General features: G+C 65.3%; 16 protein-coding genes and 3 pseudogenes. 8 read left to right on the plus strand and 11 right to left on the minus strand.

All coding sequences use genetic code 11. From position 1 onward, the window contains the following. Positions 1 to 2 precede the first annotated feature (2 nt). The 3 genes and pseudogenes from ACOGXI_RS06865 to ACOGXI_RS06875 all read right to left on the minus strand — a co-directional run bounded on the left by ACOGXI_RS06865 (position 3) and on the right by ACOGXI_RS06875 (position 1,130). Positions 3 to 359: a nucleotidyltransferase family protein gene (locus ACOGXI_RS06865; RefSeq protein ID WP_419940169.1), complete on the minus strand. Its 357-nt coding sequence runs from the start codon at positions 357 to 359 to the stop codon at positions 3 to 5. 189 nt (positions 360 to 548) lie between these two features. Further along, positions 549 to 893: pseudogene (locus tag ACOGXI_RS06870) on the minus strand (type II toxin-antitoxin system VapC family toxin); the annotation flags it as partial. 6 nt (positions 894 to 899) lie between these two features. Beyond that, entirely contained in the window at positions 900 to 1,130 is a 231-nt protein-coding gene (locus ACOGXI_RS06875; protein ID WP_419938128.1) for a FitA-like ribbon-helix-helix domain-containing protein, read from the minus strand. A gap of 165 nt (positions 1,131 to 1,295) precedes the next feature. On the opposite strand from ACOGXI_RS06875, the gene ACOGXI_RS06880 reads away from it, so the two are divergent. From ACOGXI_RS06880 to ACOGXI_RS06890, 3 genes are read left to right on the plus strand one after another with little or no spacing between them, the layout of a single operon-like run. After that, a complete protein-coding gene (locus tag ACOGXI_RS06880; RefSeq protein WP_419938129.1) occupies positions 1,296 to 2,132 on the plus strand; it encodes an ankyrin repeat domain-containing protein in 837 nt (278 codons plus the stop codon). Beyond that, complete coding sequence (locus ACOGXI_RS06885) at positions 2,129 to 2,479, plus strand: PadR family transcriptional regulator (RefSeq protein WP_419938130.1); 351 nt, start codon at positions 2,129 to 2,131, stop codon at positions 2,477 to 2,479. Before ACOGXI_RS06880 ends, ACOGXI_RS06885 begins: the two co-directional genes overlap by 4 nt. Beyond that, on the plus strand, positions 2,463 to 3,152 hold the full coding sequence (locus ACOGXI_RS06890) for a hypothetical protein (RefSeq protein ID WP_419938131.1): 690 nt from the start codon (positions 2,463 to 2,465) through the stop codon (positions 3,150 to 3,152). The genes ACOGXI_RS06885 and ACOGXI_RS06890 overlap by 17 nt, the downstream gene beginning before the upstream one ends. A gap of 91 nt (positions 3,153 to 3,243) precedes the next feature. On the opposite strand, the gene ACOGXI_RS06895 is transcribed toward ACOGXI_RS06890, so the two are convergent. Next, positions 3,244 to 3,972: a hypothetical protein gene (locus ACOGXI_RS06895; RefSeq protein WP_419938132.1), complete on the minus strand. Its 729-nt coding sequence runs from the start codon at positions 3,970 to 3,972 to the stop codon at positions 3,244 to 3,246. A gap of 757 nt (positions 3,973 to 4,729) precedes the next feature. Between ACOGXI_RS06895 and ACOGXI_RS06900 the strand changes: the two genes are divergently transcribed. Continuing rightward, entirely contained in the window at positions 4,730 to 9,907 is a 5,178-nt protein-coding gene (locus ACOGXI_RS06900; RefSeq protein WP_419938133.1) for a hypothetical protein, read from the plus strand. A gap of 399 nt (positions 9,908 to 10,306) precedes the next feature. Here ACOGXI_RS06900 and ACOGXI_RS06905 read toward each other — a convergent pair whose 3' ends face one another. Then, complete coding sequence (locus ACOGXI_RS06905) at positions 10,307 to 11,329, minus strand: IS110 family transposase (protein ID WP_419938134.1); 1,023 nt, start codon at positions 11,327 to 11,329, stop codon at positions 10,307 to 10,309. Between the two features lie 234 nt (positions 11,330 to 11,563). On the opposite strand from ACOGXI_RS06905, the pseudogene ACOGXI_RS06910 reads away from it, so the two are divergent. The 3 genes and pseudogenes from ACOGXI_RS06910 to ACOGXI_RS06920 all read left to right on the plus strand — a co-directional run. Further along, positions 11,564 to 12,198: pseudogene (locus ACOGXI_RS06910) on the plus strand (IS3 family transposase); the annotation flags it as partial. Positions 12,199 to 12,497: 299 nt separating this feature from the next. Next, positions 12,498 to 13,566, plus strand: a pseudogene (locus tag ACOGXI_RS06915) (IS110 family transposase). A 70-nt stretch (positions 13,567 to 13,636) separates the two neighbouring features. Further along, a complete protein-coding gene (locus ACOGXI_RS06920) occupies positions 13,637 to 13,867 on the plus strand; it encodes an integrase core domain-containing protein (protein WP_419938135.1) in 231 nt (76 codons plus the stop codon). Positions 13,868 to 14,143: 276 nt separating this feature from the next. Here ACOGXI_RS06920 and ACOGXI_RS06925 read toward each other — a convergent pair whose 3' ends face one another. Next, positions 14,144 to 14,392, minus strand: a complete 249-nt coding sequence (locus ACOGXI_RS06925; RefSeq protein WP_419938136.1) for an integrase core domain-containing protein — start codon at positions 14,390 to 14,392, stop codon at positions 14,144 to 14,146. A gap of 245 nt (positions 14,393 to 14,637) precedes the next feature. Between ACOGXI_RS06925 and ACOGXI_RS06930 the strand changes: the two genes are divergently transcribed. Further along, positions 14,638 to 15,513, plus strand: coding sequence for a M23 family metallopeptidase (locus ACOGXI_RS06930; protein WP_419938137.1), 876 nt, complete (start codon positions 14,638 to 14,640; stop codon positions 15,511 to 15,513). On the opposite strand, the gene ACOGXI_RS06935 is transcribed toward ACOGXI_RS06930, so the two are convergent. From ACOGXI_RS06935 to ACOGXI_RS06955, 5 genes are all read right to left on the minus strand, one after another. Next, on the minus strand, positions 15,494 to 16,255 hold the full coding sequence (locus ACOGXI_RS06935) for a DUF1295 domain-containing protein (RefSeq protein ID WP_419938138.1): 762 nt from the start codon (positions 16,253 to 16,255) through the stop codon (positions 15,494 to 15,496). The genes ACOGXI_RS06930 and ACOGXI_RS06935 overlap by 20 nt on opposite strands. 16 nt (positions 16,256 to 16,271) lie before the next feature. Next, entirely contained in the window at positions 16,272 to 17,279 is a 1,008-nt protein-coding gene (locus ACOGXI_RS06940) for an ornithine cyclodeaminase family protein (RefSeq protein WP_419938139.1), read from the minus strand. Positions 17,280 to 17,391: 112 nt separating this feature from the next. Then, positions 17,392 to 17,784 carry a hypothetical protein gene (locus ACOGXI_RS06945; protein WP_419938140.1) on the minus strand — a complete coding sequence of 131 codons (393 nt, stop codon included), beginning with the start codon at positions 17,782 to 17,784 and terminating at the stop codon, positions 17,392 to 17,394. Between the two features lie 135 nt (positions 17,785 to 17,919). After that, the gene (locus tag ACOGXI_RS06950) at positions 17,920 to 18,855 is read right to left on the minus strand and encodes a TSUP family transporter (RefSeq protein WP_419940170.1); all 936 of its coding nucleotides are present in this window, start codon (positions 18,853 to 18,855) and stop codon (positions 17,920 to 17,922) included. Continuing rightward, entirely contained in the window at positions 18,852 to 22,325 is a 3,474-nt protein-coding gene (locus ACOGXI_RS06955) for a hypothetical protein (protein WP_419938141.1), read from the minus strand. Before ACOGXI_RS06955 ends, ACOGXI_RS06950 begins: the two co-directional genes overlap by 4 nt.

The raw sequence follows: 22,325 nt of genomic DNA on the forward strand, positions 1-22,325 counted from the left end.
TCTCACAGAATGTCCACTCCCTCGCGTCGGAAGACATCGAAGACGCCAAAGCCTCCGGCCTCGCCAGCCTCGAACTCGGCGGGCGTGTAAACGAGGAGGTCGACGACGACGGGAAGCGCGCCATCCAGCTCCCGGGCTAACGTTCGCCCGCGCTCCAGACGGGGCAGATCCGTTTCCATGACGACGGCCAGGTCGAGATCGGAAAACCCGTCGGCCTGGTCCCGCGCCCACGAGCCGAACACGATGGCTCTCCGCGCTCCCGCCTTCCGCAGTACCGGCTCCGCGCGCTCCCGCACCTCTTCCAGCGAGCAGGGCGCCGCCTCGGAAATCACCGTCACCTTCGACGGCCCATTGGACACCGCCGACATTTCCCCGGTTCGCGCGCGCAGACGCCCCTCCTCGATTGACGGTTCCGTCGCTCCACCACGGGAGCGTAGCCGTGCGGGGATTCGATATCCAGCGTGCGAACCCGGTGCGGGGTCCGGCTCGGCTCGGGCCGAGAAGAGTTCGACGCGAACGGGAAGATTCGGCGCCCCGGCAAGCCGATCATCCGTGGTGAGCAGAGGGGCGCCCAGGCTTTCGGCCAATGTGACGTACGTCGCGTCGGACGCTCTCATGTGGTGCCGGTAGGACCAGATCCTCGGGAGGAGTGGTTCGTGATCGTACCGCTTCAAGTCGAGGTCCCGAAGGTTGCGGAACGCCTCGGCGGCACGGGGGCGTGACACGGTGCCCGCGACTTCGTAGTGCCACAGAACGCTGGAAACCTCGAGGTCCAGAAGTGCGGGGCAATGGAGAGAAAGCTCCGGATCGCAGACCCGGCGCAAGATTCGCGCGCCGGATCGTGTACCGAGAACCAGGTCCACAGCCGCTGACGCGTCCAGAACGACGATCACTGCGGCTCAGCGCCTCTCCCGGGCGGCCCGCAGAACTTCGCTCGGAGGCGGGTCGACTTCGATCGGCGGCAGCCGGGCCATGCGGGCCAACAACTCCTCCCGCGCAGGTTTCTCCAGCGACTGCCGGATCTCGCGGAGGACGTAGTCCGACATCGATGTGCCGGCGAGCGCGGCGCGGGACTTGAGCCGCCGGTGCAGGTCGTCCGGCACGTTTCGGACCTGAAGCATCTTTGACATGCGTCAAACATGATTTCATGTTAGAGACATTGTCAACCCGGATCCTGCGATCGTCGGCGCGGGGCACATCCGGGAACCGTTCCGGCTCGACCCCGCCGCTGCCGAGGCCGGCGCTGGTGGCTAAGATGATGTCGCGGTCGCACCTTTCTTCCAAGGAGGTGTCCATTGGCGATTCTTCTCGCCCTTCAAGCTCTGATCGCGCTGCCGGTCGCACAGGCTGCCGCCCAGCCTCCGTGCGAGGGTTGGGCTACGGAGCAGTTCTGGCGGACCGCCGGTCCGGCGACGGTAAGGGAGTGCCTTGCCCGCGGGTCCAGGATCAACGACCGGTTTCCGCCCAAGAACATAACGGCCTTGCACCTGGCGGCAGGGTTCAGCGACGATCCGGCAGTGATCGCGGTGCTCGTCGAGGCGGGGGCCAGCCTGGAGGCTTCGTCACCGCCCGAGTATCGAACGCCGCTTCACTACGCGGCTCGGTTCAGCGGAAATCCGAAAGTCGTACGCGCGCTCCTCGGATACGGCGCGGACGTCTATGCCGTGAACAGACCAGGGCGGACGCCGCTGCACCTTGCGGCCCTGTACAACGACAACCCGGAAGTGGTGGAAGAGCTGGTCCAGGCAACGCAGGTGAACACCCAGGCGAGGGACGGAGAGACGCCGCTGCACGACGCCGCGAGAAGACGGCCGAATGATATGAGGGTGGGCGACCCGAATCCGGCCATCGTGGAAATACTCCTCCGGCAAGGCGCGGATCTGTCGGCGGAAGCCTTCGACGGCGGCACCCCCGCGCGCTGGGCCGAAGATGGACGTGTCGCCGACCTGATACGGAGCGAGGAGGAGCGGCGGACCGCGATCCGGGAGCGGTTCCTCCAGACGGTCGTGACGAGAGTCGTTGCGGGAGCGCTCGTGCTGGCGCTGCTGGGACCTCCGGCTGTTGCAGCCGCCAAGCGCTCAAGGAAGATCCTGCGTCGCCTGAACGGCGGGCGGCGGGCGGGGAGCGAATGAAAAAGAAGATCTACAAGGAGTTGGTGGCGGCCTCCTCGCGCCCGCTGGTGCTCTCCATCCTGGCTGGAGGTGACAGGTACGGGTACGAAATCCTCAAGCACGTGAAGCGTCTCTCGGCTGGCGAGCTGGAGTGGGCCGGTGGAATGCTCTATCCGCTGCTCCATCGGCTGGAGCGCGACGGGTTCATTGAGGGCTACTGGGAGATCACCAAGGAAGAACGGCCGCGCAAGTACTACCGGTTGACCGCCCGCGGTCGGCGCCAGATGTCGAAGGACAGGGCGAGCTGGCAGGCGGTGCATGCAACCCTTGAGTTGTCCTGGCGAGGCGCCGGTGCGTCGGCTGGATGACGAAGTCCGGACTTGGCGGGAGGGCCTGGAGGGCAAAGGGTGGTTCTCTCCGCGCGAACTGGATGAGCTGGAGGATCACCTTCGGACCCATGCTGTTGAGGCCCTGGAGTGGGACCCCACCCTGGGCTCCGACTCCGCGTTCGGAGCCGCGGTCCGCGAAGAAATCGGCGAGCCGCCCGTCCTCGTCCGGGAGTTCGCGAAAGCGGAGACCCCCGGGTGGAGGCCTCTCCTGGTGGCGGGATGGGGGCTGTACGGGCTGTCGTTCCTTCTCCCCGGCTTCGGCATTGTGGCGTTTGGGCCGTCCACCGCGGACTTCGGAGTCTCCGCCTCGGGGTGGGAGTTCCTGCGGCTTGCGCTGAGGAACGGCTGGATCATTGCACTGCTGCCGAGCCTGGCGATGGCCATGACGTTTCCGGTATTCGGCCGCGTCCGACGCCGGATCGACGGATGGACGGGACGCGCGCTCTCGGCGCTGAGTGTCTCCGCCTTCGGATTCGGAATCCTCAATCTCCTGCGTCCGCTTCCGGTCACGGTCGATGGCGACCTCGTCATGTACGGACATCTCGGTCCCGCCTACTGGGCGTGGTCCGCGTCGTTCGCGCTCGTGACCGCCGCCGCGTGGGCGCGCGCTCGCGAGTGGGCGTCCGACCCACCGAAGAAATCGTTCGCGTAGCCGGACGAGCCGTCCCCCCGCCCTCCGCAGGTCCACGCGGCTCTCCGGGGCAAGCCTTTCCAGCTGCGATCTGCACCTTCCTTCTTGCCATCTACACATGGGATCTTCTCGATGAACTTCCGGATGTCCGCCCGGCACCCACGCCCTTGAGCAGCCGGACGTTGCGGACGACGGCGCCGATGTGCTCGAACTGGGTAACCCGGTCGACGACGTTGAGCGCGTAGAGGCCCTTCTCGCCGTCCCGATCGCCCTGGTGGACGGTGTCGACACGGACGAAGCCGGGGCGGCCGTCGGGATCGGGCTTGCGGCGGACGCCGGTGGAGACTTGGACGGGGCGGGTCTTGTCGAGGGAGAGGGATCCCAGGCGGTAGTCTCGCCGATTGCGGAGGTTGTAGGTGTGGCCGTTGGAGATGTGTGCGAGGCGCTCGAAGCGCCCGTCGCCGTGGACCTCGTACTGGCGGCGGAGGACCTCCTTGGTGGCGGGTCCGGAGAGGCGTCCGTAGGCGACGTCGACCTCGGCCAGGAGGGCGGCGTCCCTCGGCGTGTAGCGCCGCTGGAAGGCGTTGGCCGGGGGCTTCCCGCCCCGGTCGCGGATGTGGCCGGTCCTTCGGTGCTGGGCGATCAGCCGGGTGAGTTGCGCTCTCGAGAGTCCGGTCACCTTGGCGAGGTAGACCTTGACGAGGCCCTTGTCCGGCTTGCCGAGGCGGTGGTAGCGGAGCCTCTCCAGCGAGCGCCGGACGAAGAGATAGATAGGCCGAGTCCCGGTCGTCGAGGGTAAGATCCACGGGCTCGCTGCCCTCGAGGAAGGCGCAAACCTCATCGAGCGTCCGACTCCGTTCGGTGCGAAGCGTCACGACCATGCCTCCATCATCTCATCGTCCCGCGCTTCGGGCTCACTCCCCGGTGGAAACCCATCCCCCGTTCAGGCTTGTCTCCCGTTGGACAGGCTTGCGCTTTTCCACCTTGCTATTAGTATTCGCTAGTACCTATTGCTATGCTGTGCCTCTCTGCATCTCGCAGCACTAGCTACACGGCCGTGGAAAAAGTCGCGATGTCCCGCGCCGGTGTTACCGAAGGGATCCGGGCGCCGGGACACCCGTTCTACCGGGCCTTGGAGGGTCTCTTGGCCGGTGCCGGGTTCGACGCGCGGTGCGAGGAGGCGTGCGCGGCGCTGCGCGCGATCGTGCAGCGTGACGACGAAACGGAGTACAACACATGGCTCCAACAATGCCTGGAAGCATCCGCACGACCCCCAGGCGAGGGAGTGATGGCCCGGCCACGCCGGCAACCACTTCTTCCACGGCCTGCTACGGGGTTGTCCCAAGAGCTGCGGCCGGCCTGGGCCCGCTACCTTGCTGAGGGGGCCCGTATCCCAGACCTCGAACAGCGGTCCGTCCGGCCGCCTCGCCAGCCATCTGATGCTTACCGTAGTCCTGGGCATTTCTGTAGCCTATTGCAGTGATACCATCTCTGGTCCAGACAGTCGTGCTGCCCGGTTGCCGTCCCCTTCCTTCAGCTGGACCCTCGTAATCTCACCCGATACAGTCCGATTTCGATCCCTTCAAGATACTCTGCGCTTGCAGGCGCAGCTGGTTGATGTTGTAGGTAGTGATTCGACTCAATCTGACGTGGCCTGGAGCACACTTGATACTCTGATTGCCACGGTCGATGAAGGTCTAGTCACCGCTCGGGGAAACGGCAACACGCAACTTATAGCTGTTTCGAGTGGACTTCAGGATACTGTTCAGGTGTTCGTGAATCAGATGGCCGCGAGCATCGATATTGATCGTGATCGCTTCGTATTCCTAGAGCTTCATGAGTATCAGCAAGTTCGTGCGACTGTTCGTGATTCCGGCGGGACAACAGTCGAGGTTGGTTCCGTCACTTGGACATCTACCGATGCCGGAGCTCTTCGCGTACCCACCCGTTGTGGCGGGAATGCCCATCTCGCTTACCCATGCGCACGGGCGATTCGTTCTGATACGGCCACTCTCATCGCCAGGTATGATGGGGTGGCAGATAGCGTTCCGGCGACGATTGCGGTCGCGAGACGGATCCGTCTGATCAGCAAGAGCTTCTACTTCTACGAGACTCCCGGAGCGACTTTTCAGATCGAGGCAGAGGTCACGGATCGGCGTAGGAATGTTATCCAACATGCGCCGATAACATATGACTTTCCCTTTGATGGAGTGGCTGTAGTTGACTCGGGGGGGTTAGTGACAGTCGTAGGACATGGTGACGCCTTGATCACTCTTCGTGCTGGCTCCGCTCGAGCGACAGTTCACGTGAGTGTGTTCTCCCCCGCAACATCGATCGAGATCGAACCAGATACCATCCATCTGCCTGCCCGGGGAGCTTCGGCGACATTCGCCGCTGTTGCCACTACCGCGGCAGGAGATCGTTACAGCTTAGGTGAGCACCTACCATTCAGTCGGGAGTCTCCCGAGTGGTCATCCACTGATACCAGTGTTGTGGCAGTAAATGCCGTCGGACTGGTGACGGCAAGAGATGAGGGGTCAGCGTCGATTGTGGCGACCTATCTCGAAGACACGACGACTCTTGTAGATACAGCTCTCGTTGTGGTCTCCTACCTGGACGAGATTGAGATTCGGCCATCTGGAGATATTCACCTGTCACGGATAGGCGATACGACGAGGGTGAGGGCTGTTGGTACTGGTCTCGCCGTATCACTGGCTGTTGGATGGTCGAGTGGGGATACAACCATTGCGACGGTTGATGAATCGGGACTGATAACGGCCGTGGGGTTTGGTACGACATCAATCGTCGCTGAAACAGGACATCTGCGGGCACAACGATCCGTGATAGTGCGTGAACGTCTGCCACCTACTGATGGTATCGAGCCTCAATCTCTGACGCTGTATCGGCCTCTGCTGAGACAGCAGTTGAAGCTTCGGCTGTTCGACGGATTCACTGAGATTACGCCCAAATCAGTGGAATGGAGCGTGAAGGATACTCTCGTCGCAATCATAGATCGAAACGGTCTGCTCACGAGTAGACGTAAGGGACAGACAGAGGTGGTTGCTGTCGCGGATGGAAAGACCTACACGGCCAACGTGGAGGCGTTTGATCCAGAACGTGATATGCTCATGGAACTTTATCATGCGCTGGATGGTCCCAATTGGACTCGTAATGGGAACTGGGGCACGGATCAGTTGATTTATGAGTATCCGGGTTGGGAGGGCGTCACTCCGTGGCTAGTTGCTCGGACTGAGCAGCTCGCTCCGACAGGTGCGAAGTTCTTCGCGAGTCTAGACCGACGATCACACGTCGCACGGGTGGTCGATGGATTGTCGATCACTGATCAGAAGGCAGCGCTACTGGATGCTGTAGATCGGGTCTTTGCGAACGACGAGGACAGGTTGTTGGATTCCCTTTCAGCTTTCCATGAGGGAAGGGTCTATGCCCTGGAGTTTGGCCGAAATGAGATGAGGGGAACCCTGCCGAGCCGGTTCTTCAATACGCTATCCGCCCTCACAGCTATTGACATGCGTCAGAACGAAGTGCGGGGATCTCTTGAAGAAATGAATGAGCTCGAGCTTGCGACTGTCGTGATTCTGGAGAGTAATCGCTTCTCTGGACCGCTTCCAGTTATTGACTTTCCAACTCTCATCATCTTCGGCGTGAATGGGAATGCTCTGTCGGGCACACCTGTGATAGCGTCCCCGGTGTTGACTCGGTTCTCCCTCTCACAGAATGAGTTCACTGGTGCTTTCGATATCACTCAGAATCCTAGCCTGATCGGCGCCGACTGGTCCAATACAAAAAGCCTGTGTACGAACGGCGGCGCATCGTTGGAGGCATGGGTGGAGGCGGCAGTTGGGCGTGAGTTCGGTCTCGGTCTACACGGGCCGATCTGCAATGATCAAGATGAGTTTGTAGTTGGTGCCCCATTTGCTGTGCAGGTTCAGTCAAGAAGGCCGGGACGCTTCACTGCTGCCATGGACAGTATCGAGCTGGATGTCCGATTCGTGGATCTGGCCGGGGCCCGGATATCTACGGCAGTGGATACTCCACTGGTATGGACTGTGATAAGTGCTGCCGCACCTGGTGCTGATTCAGTTGTGCGAGTTGTGAGCCATCCGAAGGCAGATGGAGACACGGCGTTCTTTGTTCAGTCGAAATGGACTGGCGTGGCTGAGGTTCGGGTTGGCATTAAGAATCACTTTATCCGGTCAGTTGATACTCTGTTCCTCACCAGTCCTATCGTCGATACCCTTGTGCGGCGAGATTCGACGGCAATATTCACGAGTTTACCAATTACGGTAGAACAGACAGTCGCTAGTCTTGATGTGCCAAGCGTATCCGTTGCTGCGAACACGTTTGGTGCATGGTCCTATATCGGGAGGGACCGTAACGATCAGCCTGCCTATGTGATCCCGCCCGTGGGCGTGTCATCGAGCGATACGTCTGTGGTGAAGGCGTTGCGGAATGGGGTTCTTCAGGCTGGATCTAGCGCAGGCACATCGTCAATCGTGGTAACGCAGCAGGATGGGATTGTTGGATCGGGTACCGTAACGGTCATTGCGAATACGGCTTCGGCTACAGCACCGTCGATTGACAGTATGCGAAACACAATGGTGTCTCCGGGTACGGAAGTCGTTTTGAGGGGGAGTGCACTGGATAGTACGACGAGAGTGGGGATTGACGGAGCGTTTCTACCTCTTTCTTCGCCACCGTGGCTTCCGGCAGGCGGTTGTGGATGGTATGAGTATACGGACGGTCTATACACGCCATTCGGATTCACGGTTCCGGACTGTCCCAATCCGGAGCCAACTCCGCTTGAGGCCTGCAGCGCGATTTATGATTGGATCATAACCGCCTTCACGGCGGCTTACGATGCAACGACGGCGCAGACATTCGCCAATGGAGTGGCACCGTACTGCCGGCCCTTTACTGTGCAAACGGCAGATAGCGTGAAGTTCACGATTCCGGATTTCGGACGTTTCCAATGCACGGCGGATCGTAACATTGCCCTTGTTCTCATGAATGATGCGGGAGAGGGCGATGCCATTTCGGTCCCCTTTGAGCTGCCGGGCAAGGAAGTACCTGCCGATCTGGCTGTTGGAGGGGTGTTTGCAGTGGACAGTTTGTCGCCCGGAGCTGGTGTTCGAGTGGAAGCGAAGCCGATATGTCTGGAGTTCCCCCGATCCTCTACGGAGAAGGACTATGTGATCACGGTGTCGGCTACTGCGCATCCGGATAGTGTCGATCTACTAAGAGTGAGTGATCTCAATGATGCGTTTAGGCTGACCGCTCGAGTTTCGGCTGATGATGGGCTCGCTGGAGCCGTGGCGGAGGGGATGGTTGCAGGAACAGGCTCTGAGATTCCCACGGACTTCCAAGAGGGATCCGTGATTATTGAAGATCATAGGAGAGCGAAGGAGGAGTTGAGGAGGCGCGAGAGAAGCGCGGCGGCGAATCATCGTCCGGGTTTAGCAGAGTCTCGTGCAGGTCCGAAATATGGAGTTGATTCGACGACGGCAGTAGGCGATACGGTCAAGCTCTTCCACGGTTTCGGTAGTTGCAGTGCGGATAACACTGTCGTGACGGGAGTGGTGAGGAATATTGGTACCCATGTGGTCATGGTAGCAGATATTGCAAACAGGAATGATTATACGGATGAGGATTACACATGGTTCACCGACATTCTGGATAAGGATATCCTGCCGGTGTTGATTGATTACTTCGGTGAGTTCTCTGATGTCAACGGGGACGAACGAGTCGCGGTTCTTTTCACAGATGAAGTAGGTAATGCTGTCCCGGGATTGCTTGGATGGGTGACGGTACTGGACATGCTCGACAAGGCGCATTGTGCGGGAAGCAATCATATGGAGATTTTCTACGGTCGGACTCCGGATGAGGATCTTGATCGAGAGCGCATGCTGGAGATCGTCCCGCCGTTGATTGCTCACGAGCTGACTCATGTCCAACAAGGGCGGGCTGCGGTAGGAACGACAGGTATCGAGGAAGCACTCAATGTCTTCTTGGAGATATGGGTGGCTGAAGGGCAGGCAACGTATGCAGAGGAAATAGTAGGGTTTGCGATTCAAGGCTTGTCAGAGGGGCGAAACTACGGCCCGGATAAGCTTGAGGGACAGCGTGAGGCATATGGTGAGTGGTTTGTAGACCTCTTCTCGGATTTGGGGTCATACCTGCATGAGAGGGTGTCCTTCCGGGATGGAGTCTCGGGGACGGGACCATGTAGCTGGTGGCGTGCCCAATCGGATCCATGCAGCGGTCGCTCTCTCTGGTATGGGGTGTCGTGGTCGTTCTGGAGGTTCATTGTCGATCAGTTCGGATCTAATATCACGGGTGGTGGGAAGGGGTTCCACCAGCGAATGATCGACAAAGGGGAAGTAGACATATGGTCCTTCATTGAGACGGAGACGGGGACTCCGGAGAGGGACGTTTTGTCGGCATGGAATGCGATGTTCTATCTTGATGATCATTCTGACTACGATCTGCCGACGTATCAGATGACGAGCTGGAAGGTGAAGGAAGCAGTAGAGTCTCTGGTGGAGTTTGTGACGATAGGACCGATACCTCGGATTGTTCCGGGATCGAATGTGACTCTCCCGGATCGAAACATGCGACTCAGTTCGGGACTGCGATATCTGATCGATACGAGCGGTGCGCATGAGGAGAGAAATATCTTCTTTGAACTGAAGTATGATCCGGGATATGTTCGCTCCGTACCGGTGCTTTTTCCAATCCGAGTGATTCGGGTGAAGTGAAGTTTGTGTGCGGGTATGGTGAGAGGGTACCGAAAGGCCCGAACGCACTGGAAAATATAGCGGAACCGGGTTGTACAAGGAGGTCCGGTCAATAAGTGTATGTGGACGCCCCCAGGTGGGCAAGCGGGGCAACTCCACAGAACCGAGTTGGTGGTAGTGTGGCCAGGTACTGTCGTATGTCCGGCCTCTGGATGCGGCGCTGTGTGGCCGCGGGTCCGTATGGTGTTCGTAAGATCGGATCCAAATCGTGTAAGCGGGCTCAGAGGCCCTTCACCTAAGGCTGGTTTTTCCGATCCCGTCTTGTCGACCGTTTGCCCTTACCCGTTCCTGCGTCCTGCTCTACACCCACACATCCCCGACAGCTTCTTTGCTCTTGGCTTCTCTCCCTTCAGCGCCCGGTCAGGCGGCGCCGCGAACCCCGTAGGTCTCTCGTCTCGTCGTCAGTGCCCAGACCCTCCGCGCCATCCTGTTGGCGAGCGCCACCGCGACCACCTTCTTCGGCTTGCCCGCCAACATCCCGGCCAGCCACGGATCCGTGTCCCCATCGTACCGGATCGCGTGCCGAACAACGGTCATGGCTCCCGTGACCAACAGCCGCCTGAGATCGCGCTGACCCATCTTCGATATCCTGCCCAGCCTCGGCTTGGCGCCCGTGGTATGCTGCCGCGGCACAAGGCCGAGCCAAGCCGAGAAGTCGCGACCGCGCCGGAAGCTCTCCATCGGCGGCGCGAAGGCTTGGATGGCCATCGCGGTGACCGGCCCGATGCCCGGGATCGTCATCAGGCGCGCCGCCTCCTCGCACTCCCGCGCGCTCGTCCGGAGTTCGCGGTCGAGTCCGTCGATCTTCTCATCAAGCTCGTCGATCCGCCCGAGCAGCAGCCCGCCCAGCTCGACGACCGCCGCGGGCAGGCCCGAGTCCCCGTCCTCGATCACCCCGGCCAGTTGCCCGAACCCGCTCCTGCCCTGCGGAGCGACAACGCCGTACTCGGCCAAGTGACCCCGAAGCGCATTGATCGTCTGCGTGCGCTGGCGCACCAGCAGGTCGCGGGTGCGAAACAGCATCCCCCGCGCCTGCTGCGCCTCGGTCTTGACCGCCACGAAGTGCATCGTCGGACGCTCGGCCGCCTCCGTGATCGCCTCCGCGTCCGCCGCGTCATTCTTGTGCCTCTTGACGAAGGGCTTCACGTAGATCGGCGGGACCAGCCTCACCTCGTGGCCGAGCGCCATGATCTCCCGGCCCCGGTAGTGGGCGCTGGCGCACGCCTCCATCGCCACCGTGCACGGCGGTTGCGAAGCGAGAAAGCCCAGCAGCTTCCCGCGGCCAAGCTTCCTGCGGTAGGCCACCGACCCGTCCGCCCTCGCTCCGTGCACCTGAAAGCTGCGCTTTGCCAGATCGATCCCGATGACGCTAACCTCCTCCATTGGATGCCTCCTCCCTCCGATGGTCGACGAATCGCTCAGCACCATCTTGGCACATCGCGATGCCGTCGGGAGGGGGCGTCCACTCCATCGTGTAAGAGTGGAGGCGACGTACCTTTCAGCTGACCAGTAACAGCGGATCCGGGGTGAGACCCGGAGAAAGGACGTCGCCTCATGGGCAACGATACGCGGGAGAGGTTCGCCGGGGGCGCGGGCCGGAAGCTCGCAAGGGAGCACGAGGCGAAGCTCCGGGAGCTGCACGCGAAGATCGGAGAGCTCACGGTCGAACGGGATTTTTGTCGGCGCGGGCTCAAGCGCTGAGCCGGGCGGAGCGAGTGCGGATGATCGAGCGGGACGGAGCGCTGAGTCTTACGAGACAGTGTGCGCTGCTGGGCGTGAGGCGGTCGTCGCAGTACTACCGGCCGAAGGGGGAGAGCGCGGAGAACCTGGCGCTCATGCGGCGCATGGACGAGCTGCACATGGCGTATCCGTTCTACGGGAGCCGGCAGATGGTGCGGCATCTGCGCCGCGAGGGGGTCACCCTTGGCCGGCACCGGATCCGGCAGCTCATGCGCCTGATGGGGGTGGAGGCGGTCTACCGGCGACCGCGCACGAGCGTGGCAAGTCCGGAGCACCGGATCTTCCCCTATCTGCTGCGCGGCCTCGCGATCTCGCGGGCGGACCACGTGTGGTGCGCGGACATCACCTATGTTCCGGTGACACAAGGCTTTTTCTACCTCGTGGCCGTGATGGACTGGGCGACCCGGCACGTGCTCGCCTGGCGGCTGTCGAACACGCTGGACGCGTCGTTCTGCGTCGAAGCCCTGGACCACGCGCTGGGCTGGAGGGCTCCAGAGATCCTGAATACCGACAGTGAGTATTCGAGAGCCGGTGCCCTCGCCGTGGTCTGACTCGAATACTGACTGACGCCTGGAGGTCTGGTGCGGGGGCGGCCGCAGCCGCCCCAAGGTGGCTTGACCCGCACTCCGACCGACCGAGCTGTCATTCGCTGGACTCGTCGGCCACCCGGGGGCAACCGGTTGAGGCTCCGGCCTCGACCGACATCGTGACCTTATGAGAGTCTGGCCCAAGGCGTCCCTTCACTGTCGTGTGCGACATCGGCCGGGTTCGGTGCCAACCCGTTCACCCATCATGGACAGAGGGGGCCGACATGGCGAGTACGCCAGCTGGGGACACCGGGATCGTCGGGGGCGTCGACACCCACCAGGATCTGCACACCGCCGCCATTCTGACGGTCGAAGGCGCGGTGCTCGGCACCGAATCGTTCTCCACGACACGAACCGGATACCGGGCGATGCTTGCCGGGTTCCGGTCCCACGGCGAGCTCCTGCGCGTGGGAGTCGAGTCCACCGGCAGCTACGGCGCCGGCATTGCCCGGCACCTGGCGCTGTCCGGAGTGCCCGTGCTCGAGGTGACCGGTCCGGACCCGGCCGCGCGAAGAGCCAGGGGGAAGGACGACGCGCTCGATGCGGTTGCGGCCGCCGAGGCGGCTCGCACGGGATGCCGGGTCCAGGTCGCCAAGGGCCGCGGCGGCGCGATGGAGGCCCTGCGGGTGCTGCGCACAACTCGCAAGACCGCGGTCAAGTCCCGCCACGCCGCCCTGCAGCAGCTCCACAACACCGTCGTCGCCGCGCCGGCCGAGGTGCGCGACCGGATCCGCGACCGGATCCGCAACCTCACCCGCATGCGCCGCCTGCGCGCCTGTGCGGCCTGGAGGCCGGATGCCGCGCGATACCGGGACCCGGCGATTGCCACCAGGCTCTCTCTGAGGTCCCTCGCCCGCAGGATCCTGGCCCTCGACGAGGAGATCGCCGCGCTCGAGCGTAACATCGCTCCGCTCGTCGAGGAGCTCGCTCCCGATCTGCTCGCGCTCGAAGGCGTGGGCGTCGCCAGCGCGGGCGAGCTGATGGTCGCCGCCGGCGAGAATCCCGGCCGACCGCGCTCCGAGGCGAGCTCCGCGATGCTGTGCGGTGCCTCCCCGCTGCCCGCATCGAGCGGGAAGACGCAGCGCCATCGCCTCAACCGCGGGGGGAACCGCCAGGCCAACTCGGCCCTCCACATGATCGTCGTGTGCCGCATGCGCACCGACCAGCGAACCCGGGACTACGTCGAGCGGCGCACCCGGGAGAGACTTTCCAAAGCGCGAGGTCATGCGCTGCCTGAAGCGTTATGTGGCACGCGAAGTCTACCGCGTGCTCACCGCGCCATCGCCCGCTTGACAAACATGAGAGCGTCCAGGGCGCCCAGTTCACCAGCGAGGCGTTCGCGGACCGGGTGCTGGGTGCGGGCGTGGCGTTCTCGACGGACGGCAGGGGCCGCTTCCTCGACATCATCTTCATCGAGCGGTTGTGGCGGTCGCTGAAGTACGAGGCGGTGTATCTCCACGAACTCCGCGACGGGCTGGACGCCGAACGGATCATCGGCTCCTGGTTCGACTTCTACAACGAGGTGCGTCCGCATTCGTCCCTCGGCGGGCGGACGCCGGGCGAGGCCTACCGCAACGGCGAGGGGGCGGTGTGAACGGCGGATCTCCACACCTGTCGCGGGGCGCTCTCTCGCGAGCCCGCGGGGCCGAGCAGAAACCTGGGATCTGCCCGTCCCGGACGCCTCGCACCATCGGTGGCCAAGCCTCGGTCGCCGACCGGGTTTCCCTCCCGGCCACCGGGGCTCATGTTGGAACCCGTCCTTCCCCTGCCCGGGGGAGGACCTGCGGGTGGAGCACCCACTCCAAGACAACTCACGGAGTGAAGTGACCCCCAAGAGTTGGACACCCGACCTCCGGGTTTATTGTGCTGCTCAGTCCTCGCGGTAGAAGTCCTCGACGATGGTCATGGGTGGCCGGTCTCCGAGGGAGGAGTGACGACGCACCCGATTGTAGTAGTTGATCCGGTCGCGGACGACGGCCGCGAGTGCCTCGACCGGGTCTCGGTCCTGGTGGACGATGACCCCGTCCAGCGAGTGCCGGAGGCGGGCCGTGGTCCGCTCCGCCGCCGTCCAGGCCGAGGGCGCCAGGCCGGAGTTGGCCGACGCCCAGATCCTGGACATCCCGGCATTGTGATGTTTGACCTCCGGGCGCAGTGCTGCGCAGGGTAGAATCTGGCAGGCCGGAAGGAGGTCGACATGGCACGGCGGCCGTGTACGCCCAAGCCAAAGGCCCAGGTGATGGCGGAGGTCTTCGCCGAGGAGACGACGGTGAAACAGTACAAGCGGGGGATCCGGGATCACACGTTGGTCATATGACCTGCATCCGGCGCACGGCACCGCGGGGACCGAAGCGCGGCGTCGTGGCGGTGTCCACGCTAGCCATCGCGCTGAACATCGCCTGTGATCCGCCGCCGCCTCCCTTGCCACCGGTGGAGGTCGGCTGGGCGCCGGCCGAGCCCGTGCAGGGCCACCTCTTCGTCATCGGCGTGGCGGCGCCCTCGGGCTCCGGCGTGATTTCGGCCACCGGCGAGGTAGCGGGCGAGGCGCTGCACTTCCGGCGCGCCGGCCCGGTGTTCGAGAGTCTGGCCGCGGTCCCGATCTCGACGGTGGACACGCTCGACGCGTGGGTGCGGGCGGACTACGCGGACGGCCGCTCTCGGACCGACTCGCTCCGCATCCCGGTTCGGGCCGGCGAATACGCGCACGAGCGGCTCACCGTGGCGCCGCGCTTCGGGTCCCCGCTGAACGAGGAGGACCAGGCCCGGCTGCGGAGCGACCGGGAGAAGGCCGCGCGCGCCGCCCGAGAGGCGCACGCCGCGCCCCGCATGTGGAGCGTCGTGCGGCTCCCCCGCGAGTCCCGCGTGACGAGCGGGTTCGGCACGGGTCGCGAGTTCAACGGACAGATCACGAGCCGCCATATGGGACTGGACCTCGCGGGTGCCCGCGGCACGACCGTGACGGCCGCGGCGGACGGCGTCGTGGCGGTCGTCGACGGCTTCCTGCTCGCGGGGAACGTCGTCTACCTCAACCACGGAGGAGGCCTGCTCACCGGTTACTTCCATCTGAGCGAGCCACTCGTCTCCGTTGGCGACACCGTCGCGGCGGGGATGCCCATCGGGCGGGTCGGGGCCACCGGCCGGGTCACCGGCCCCCACTTGCACTGGGTCGTGCGCTACGGGGGCACGAGCGTGGATCCGCGCAGCCTGCTCGCGCTTCCCGGGATCAGAGCCATCCCGGAATGATCGCCCTCCGCCCCGGCGGGTAGTCCTCGAACCGTTCCCGGTACCAGCGGTGGTGGCTGAGCGCCCGCGGGACGAGGTTCGCCGCGGTGAACAGGAAGAAGGCGAGCCCGGCCAGCGACCACGTCGCCAGCGCCCAGCCGGCCCATTCCATCACTTCGCCCAGATAGTTCGGACAGGAGACGTAGCGGAACCCGCCGCCCTGCGGGATCGAATAGCCCGTCTCCCCGGGCTTCCGAAGCTTCAGCAGGGTGTTGTCGGAGTGAAGGTTCAGGGCGAAGCCGGCCGCGAAGACGAGCAGGCCGGCCAGGAACCGGGGATCTCCCAGCCACTGCGGGTCGTATCGTCCGATCTCGGAGATCCAGCGCGCGTTCACATACGCGTTGACCATATTGAAAGTGAACCCGGAGGCCGCGGCGGCGACGGGCATCCTCTTTCCCGTGGTCCGCGTCCGGAGGGGATAGACGAATGTCCGGTGCAGATAGTGGCACTGCCAGATGCCGAGAAAGACGAGCGGGGCGCCGCTACCGGCCGACTGTCCACTGAAATAGACCCAGGCAAAGAAGGCCGGCGCCGGCAGTTCCATCAGGATCCAGCCGACGCGATCCGGGAGGGCCGGACCCCAGCCGCGCCCGGAATAGTGGCGGCCGTACGGAGCCTTCATCCGGAGCAGGCCGATGAACGTCAGCGGAGCGAGCGCGAGGAGGGCCCATACCAGAGCGCCATGGAGCGTGACCTCACTCATCGCGGTCCGCGTTCCGCTAGAAGGGGACGACCGAGCCCAGTCCGAGATCCTCCGCCCGGCTCAGGGCCGCTTCCGCGATCGCGACATCCTGCGCGGCGTTCCCCACCGACTTGAAGAGGGTGAAATCGTGGTCGCCGCGTCCGCCCGGGGCCTCGCCGTTCACGATCTCGCCGAGTTCGGCGTCGATCACGTCGCGCCCGACAACCCCCTTCTCCACCGGGATGATGAGGTCGCCGGCCTCCTCCCAGATCGCCTCGCGCTGGTCCACAATCACGCGGGAGCGGGCGACGATCTCCTCCGGGATCTCGCGGGTGTGTGGCTGGAAGGCGCCGATCGCGTTGATGTGGGCGCCGGGTTCAAGGTGTTCGGGGGAGAAGACCGGGGTCTCGCTCGTGGTTGCGGTCACGACGAGGCCCGCGCCGTCGAGCGCCTCGGCCGGGGTCGCGGCGGCTTGGATCCGGGGCTGAGCACCCCCTTCCGGCGGCACGAGCGATGCGGCTCGCTCCGTGAGCGCTGCGGCCAACTCCTCGGCGCCTTCGGGAGGGACGGAGACGATCCGGATCTCGCGCAGCGGCCGGCACGCCGCCAGCAGTTCGATGTGCGCGCGACCCTGGGCGCCGGCCCCGAACGCCGCCAGCACGTCCGCCGCCGGATCGGCGACGAGCTCCGTCGCCAGCCCGCTCCCCGCCGCCGTCCGGATCTCCGTCAGCGAGGCGCCGTCGAGGAGGGCACGGACCCTCCCGGTCTCGATGTCCATCACGAGGACCGCCCCCTGGATCATCGGCTGACCGATGGAGAGGTTGCCGGGGAAGACCGACACGATCTTGGCCCCGAGCCCTCCGGAGCCGCCGAGGAAGGCCGGCATGAGGAGGGTGATCCCGCGCCGGCTCTCGACATGCCCGCGCACGGGGACCACCGCCTGCCCGCCGGACACTTCCCCGAACGCCACCCGCATCGCGTCCACCGCCGCCGCCGCGTCCACCGCCCGCTCGATGTCGACTCTGGAGAGAACTCGAATGCTCATTCGGATCAGGCTCGTCTCGCAAAAAGGATGAACGCGGCGAATGCGCGCTTGTCACGGAGCTCAGAACTCTCCAGCCGCTCGATCGCGTTCTCGCAATCTTCGATGTCCGCCATCACTTCGCTCCGGATGAGATTGGGAGATGGATGATAGTCCGCCCGATGCCGCTTGTCCTGCATCTCCGTGAACACATTGGCGAAATCGACGATGGGCTGTGGAAAACCGAACCTGTCGACCTGTGCACATCTCTTGGCGTAGTAGGCGGCACTAACTGCGCAGCGCAGGTCGGCTTGACGCGGTTTGTATGAGGCCGAAGATGCCGGACGAAGCCGACGCGAGCGTTTACGTCGAGCGGCTTGTCCGACCGGAAGACCGCCCTGACGTAAAGAACGGCATCGTCGTCATGGTCCGTGCCCTCGCGGATTCGAACGGAGTCGAAGACCACACCGCTGAACTGCTCGCTGAGAACCTCCCTCAGGACTGTTTCGAGCTTCTCCAGATCTGCCATTCCGTGCGCCCTCCTCGCGCTTCAAGGTGTCGTCCGGATGCGGCCGTGCGGCTGTCATGGCGACCTTCCTCCAACCTACATGGCCACCGCCGATCCGTTCCACCCGATACTATCGTCCGGGCCATCAATCAGAACTCAACGAGCCCCCGCGGCCCTCCTTCCGTCTGCCGCCGGGCCGGGGCCGGAGCGGCGCTCGTGGAGGGCGGATCGCAGCATCGCGATCGCGGCGTAGAGGACGACGATGACGACGAGCCAGCGCATGGCGGTGAGGGGAAGCGACCGGACGATGAACGCGGCAATCAGCACGGCCGGGATCCCTCCGGTCGCCAGGCCGAGGGCCGCGCGGAGTCCGTAGCGTCCCGCCTTGAGGAAACGCAGGCCCGCGACCGGCATGAGGAAGGCGGACGCGCCCATCATGATGGGGAAGGCGACGGCCGGGTTCAGTCCCATGAGACTGACGACGATCATCGTCGGGGCGTAGATCCCGATCCCGATCGTCATCAGCGCGCCGAGGACGAACAGGCAGCCCGCCGCGAGGGCGAGCGACCCGCCCGACAGGCCCGATGCTTCCCCGCCCACGGCGGTGACCTCGAAGATCGCCATGAGGAAAGTGGCGGCGGCGATGAGGAGCGCGACCCCCATCCCGATCTGGATCCGGGAGCGGGGCAGCCGGGCCACGATCCCCGCGCCCAGCCATGCTCCCAGCACGGCGGCGGCGATGAGGACGAAGAGCGTCGTCGGCTGGACGCTGATGATCGCGATGAAGATGAAGGCCTGGATCACGACGGGGGGCGTGTGCCCGATCATCATCGTGCCGGGGATCTCCTCGTCGGGCACGACGTTCTTCAGCTTGAACAGCGAGGTCGTGGGGGCGAAGGAGCCGATGCCGAGCGTGTCGAAGAAGTTCGTGCCGAAGCCGACCACGAGTTCGAACGCGCTGGGGCGACCGCGCCAGCCGTCTCGCTCCCGCCCGGCCCGCGTGGCGGCGGCGGCGGCGCGCGCCCATGCGGCGAGAAGCCCGGCCGTGAGGAGCGCCAGGACGGAGAACAGGTAGAGGCGCGGATCGCTCAGGGCGGTGGGTCCTCGGACAGCGCCCGGTAGTAGGCCTCCACGAGTTCGCGGTATTCCTCGGGGACGTCATCCGACCCGGAGAGGAAGAAGCGCTCGATCTGCGAACCCAGCTCGCGGCGCAGGGCGAACTCGAAATCCTTCAGGCCCCGTAGCACGTCCGCCTGGAGCGCTGCGAGTTCCTCCGGATCGTCGAAGTCTCCCGCGGTCCGCAGGCGGTCGAGCCCGGCGATCGCCCGGTCGAGGTCGCCGACGTCGACGCCTTCCTGACGCAGTTCGTCGCGCAGGCGGCGCGCGTCCAGTCCCCGCTCGCGGAACTCGCGCTGGAACTGCCGGACATCTTCCGGCGAAAGCCGCGGTCCGCCGCCTCCGCCGCCCCCTCCGCCGGGCGCGAACCCCTGGCCGCCCTGCGGCGTCTGGCCGGGCTGCCCCGGCTGCCCGCCACGGCCGCCCTGGCCCTGGCCCTGTCCCTGCTGCTCGCCCTGTCCCTGCCCGCCCTCGCCTTCCTGCTGACCCTGGCCCTCCTGTCCCTGCCCCTGTTGCCCCTCCTGCCCCTGTTGCAGGCGTTCCTGGAGTGATTCGAGGCCACGGACCAGGTCTCGCGTCTCGTCCAGTTGCCGGCCGAGACGGCGGGGGTCCGATTCGCCCAGCGCGTCCCGCGCGGCCTGGACCCGGGCCCGCACGTTCTCCGCGTCACGGGTGATCTGCTCCTCGAAGTTCCGCACGTAGTCCTCGGACTGGGTGCCGAGAACCCCTCGGGAGAAAAGAAGCTTGTCCCGCAGCCGGCTCTCGCGGATCTCGGCCGCGGCTTCTCCCAGGCGGCGGGCTGCGTCCGGCTGGTCCTGTCGTGCCTCGCGCGCCAGACGGTCCAGATCGGTCTCCAACTGGTCGACCTCACGCGCGAGTTCGGCCTTACGTTCCCGGAGTCCGGTCACGCGGTCCCGATCTCCGCCCGTCGGATCCTCGTTCACGTCGCTCTGGAGTTCCCGCTGACGCTCCGCGATGCGCTCGGCCCGCCGGGCGGCGTCTTCGACTTCCCGTTCCACCGCCGCGACCTGACGGTTCTCGAGCAGGCGGCGCGCCTCGCGCAGTCGGTCGAGGGCGTTCGAGGCCTCCGCCTGCCCCTGCCCGCGGCGCCCCTGCGCCTGCGCCCGCCGCATCTCGTCCGCCGCCTCCTGCAGCCGGCGCGCGGATTCCTCGACCTCCGCCCGGTCGTCCTCGCGAGCCAGGCGCTGCAGTTGCCGGGCCAACTCCTCGGTCTGCTCGATCATCTGCTGCTGCTGGCCCTGGCCTCCGCCGGCGGCGCCGCGCGGCTGCGCGGCCGCGCGTTCGTTCATCTGCTGCTGGCGCCTCGCGAGTTCCTCGAGCTTCTGCAGCGCCTCGTCGACCTCCTGGTCCTGCTGTTGCTGCTGGCCGCGCTGGACGGTCTCGTACTGGTTCCGCAGGCGGTCCAGTTCCAGTTCGAACAGGTCCGCGAGTTCCTCGGCCCCCGCCCCGACGCTCCCGGGCGTACCGCCGCCACCGCCGCCGCCCTGCTGCACCTGGACATCGCGGAACGCGGCCTCCGCGCGCTGCAGGTGCTGGAGCGAGCGCTGCTCGGGCGCGAGCGCTTCCCGCAACCGACGCTCTCCCAGCTTCGTTTCCGCCTCCAGCATCGCGGGCGGCGCCAGCGGGAGTTCGCCAAAAACCGTCTCGAGCGACGGATCGCCCGCCACGCCCCGCTGCTGCATCTGGGCGATCAACTCCTCGACCTGCTGCCGCAGCCGCCCCTGCAGCAGTGTCAGGGTGGCCAGGTTCTCCGACATCTCCTCGTCGTCGAAGTCGTTCTCGTCGCGCTCGAGGCGGAAGGTCGCGGCGACGATCTGGCGCTGCTGTTCGGACAGTTCGCCGCCCATGCCGGCCCCGCCGCCTCCGCCGCCTCCCCCGCCCTGCTCGGCCTGGCGGAAATTCCGGTCGAAGGGACGGATTTCGACGAAGTAGATGTCCGAGCTTTCGACCCCGCCGCCGGGGCCGCCGGAGCGCAGGTCCGTCGCGCGGGCGTAGTAGGAGACGACGTCGCCCGGCTCGAGCCCGAACTCCTCCAGAAAGAAGGTGTGTCCGCCGGAGATCTGAGTGGTCCCGCCGCGGGCCGCGCCGTGGAGAACGCGGGACGATTCCTCACCGCCGTTCACCGAGTAGAGGAGCTCCACCCGCCCGAGCCCGAAGTCGTCCTCCGCCTCGACCTCCACGTACAGTTCCTCGATCGGCGAGAGGCGGGTGTCCCGTCCGGGCTCGGAAATCCGAACCCCGGGGGGTTGGTCGTCGAGCGGTTCGACGAGGTAGTCGGGGGAGCCGATGACGAAGCGGCTGCCCGGACCCATGAATTCGATGCGGTAGAAGGTCTCGCCGGTCACCGTGAAGCTCGTCTCGAACGCGCCGTCCACGAGTTCGAGCGCCGCGCCCTCCTCCTCGCCGTCGAAGGCGAGCCGCGCCGCCTCCGTGGCCATCGTCGGCATCACGCGAAGCCGGACCTCGGTCCCGCGCAGCACGGCGATGTCGCCGCCGTCCTCGACGGTCCGGGGGCTCAGCCCGGTGTAGGCGGGGAAGTGGTACTCGAGGTCGATCCGGTCCACGTAGGGCAGGTCCGCGACCTCGATGGTGAAGACGGGGGAGCGGACGCCCTCGGAGCTCACCGTGTAGTCGGTGGGCTCGTCGAGGTCGAAGAGCAGGACCTCGAACGCGGCGCCCTCCGCGGCCGGCGTCATGAAGTAGCGTTCCCACACCTCCGACTCGCCGCGCCGCACGGCGACCTCCACCTCGTCGGTCTCGAAGCCCTGCGGGAACGCGCGCACGAGTTGATCCGAGCCGCGAGCGATGAGCGCGTCTCCGGGCTCCACCGTGATCGCGTAGGGATTGGCGGCGTCGGCGGTCTTCCAGGGGCTCAGGAGGAGCGAGCCCGCCGTGCCCTGGAAGGCGGGACCGAAGAGGGCGATGAGCAGCACGGCCGTGGCGACGCCCGCGAACCAGGCGGTCGAACGGCGCAGCCGGTCGCGCTCGACGCGGCGTCCCCGGTCCACCCGGCGGGCGCGCCGGGCCGCGACCTCCAGCAGACGAGCGTCGAGGCCGGAGCGGGCGCCCGGCGACCCGGCACGCTCGATGGCCGCGAGGAACGCCGCCTTGAGCGACGGTTCATGCTCCTCCAGGTAGAGCGCGACCTGCGCGTCCGAGACCCGGCGCAGGAGCGGACGCACCACGAACCAGGCGGCGAGACCCGCCGCGGCGACCCAGAGCAGGATGCGGAAGGCGAGGACCGCGCCGTCGTCGAAGCGCAGCCGGTCGATCCCGAAGGTCGCGATGAAGAAGACGGCGAAACCGATCCCCAGCGTCACGGCGACGCCCTGGATGAGCTGGCGCACGCGCCACCGGCGTCTCACCCCGCGAACGATCTCGAGCAACTGGTGCTCCGTGTTCCGCGTCTTCGCCCATCGCATCAT

It is taken from the genome of Candidatus Palauibacter sp., assembly GCF_965208055.1.
In the GTDB taxonomy this organism is placed as follows: domain Bacteria; phylum Gemmatimonadota; class Gemmatimonadetes; order Palauibacterales; family Palauibacteraceae; genus Palauibacter.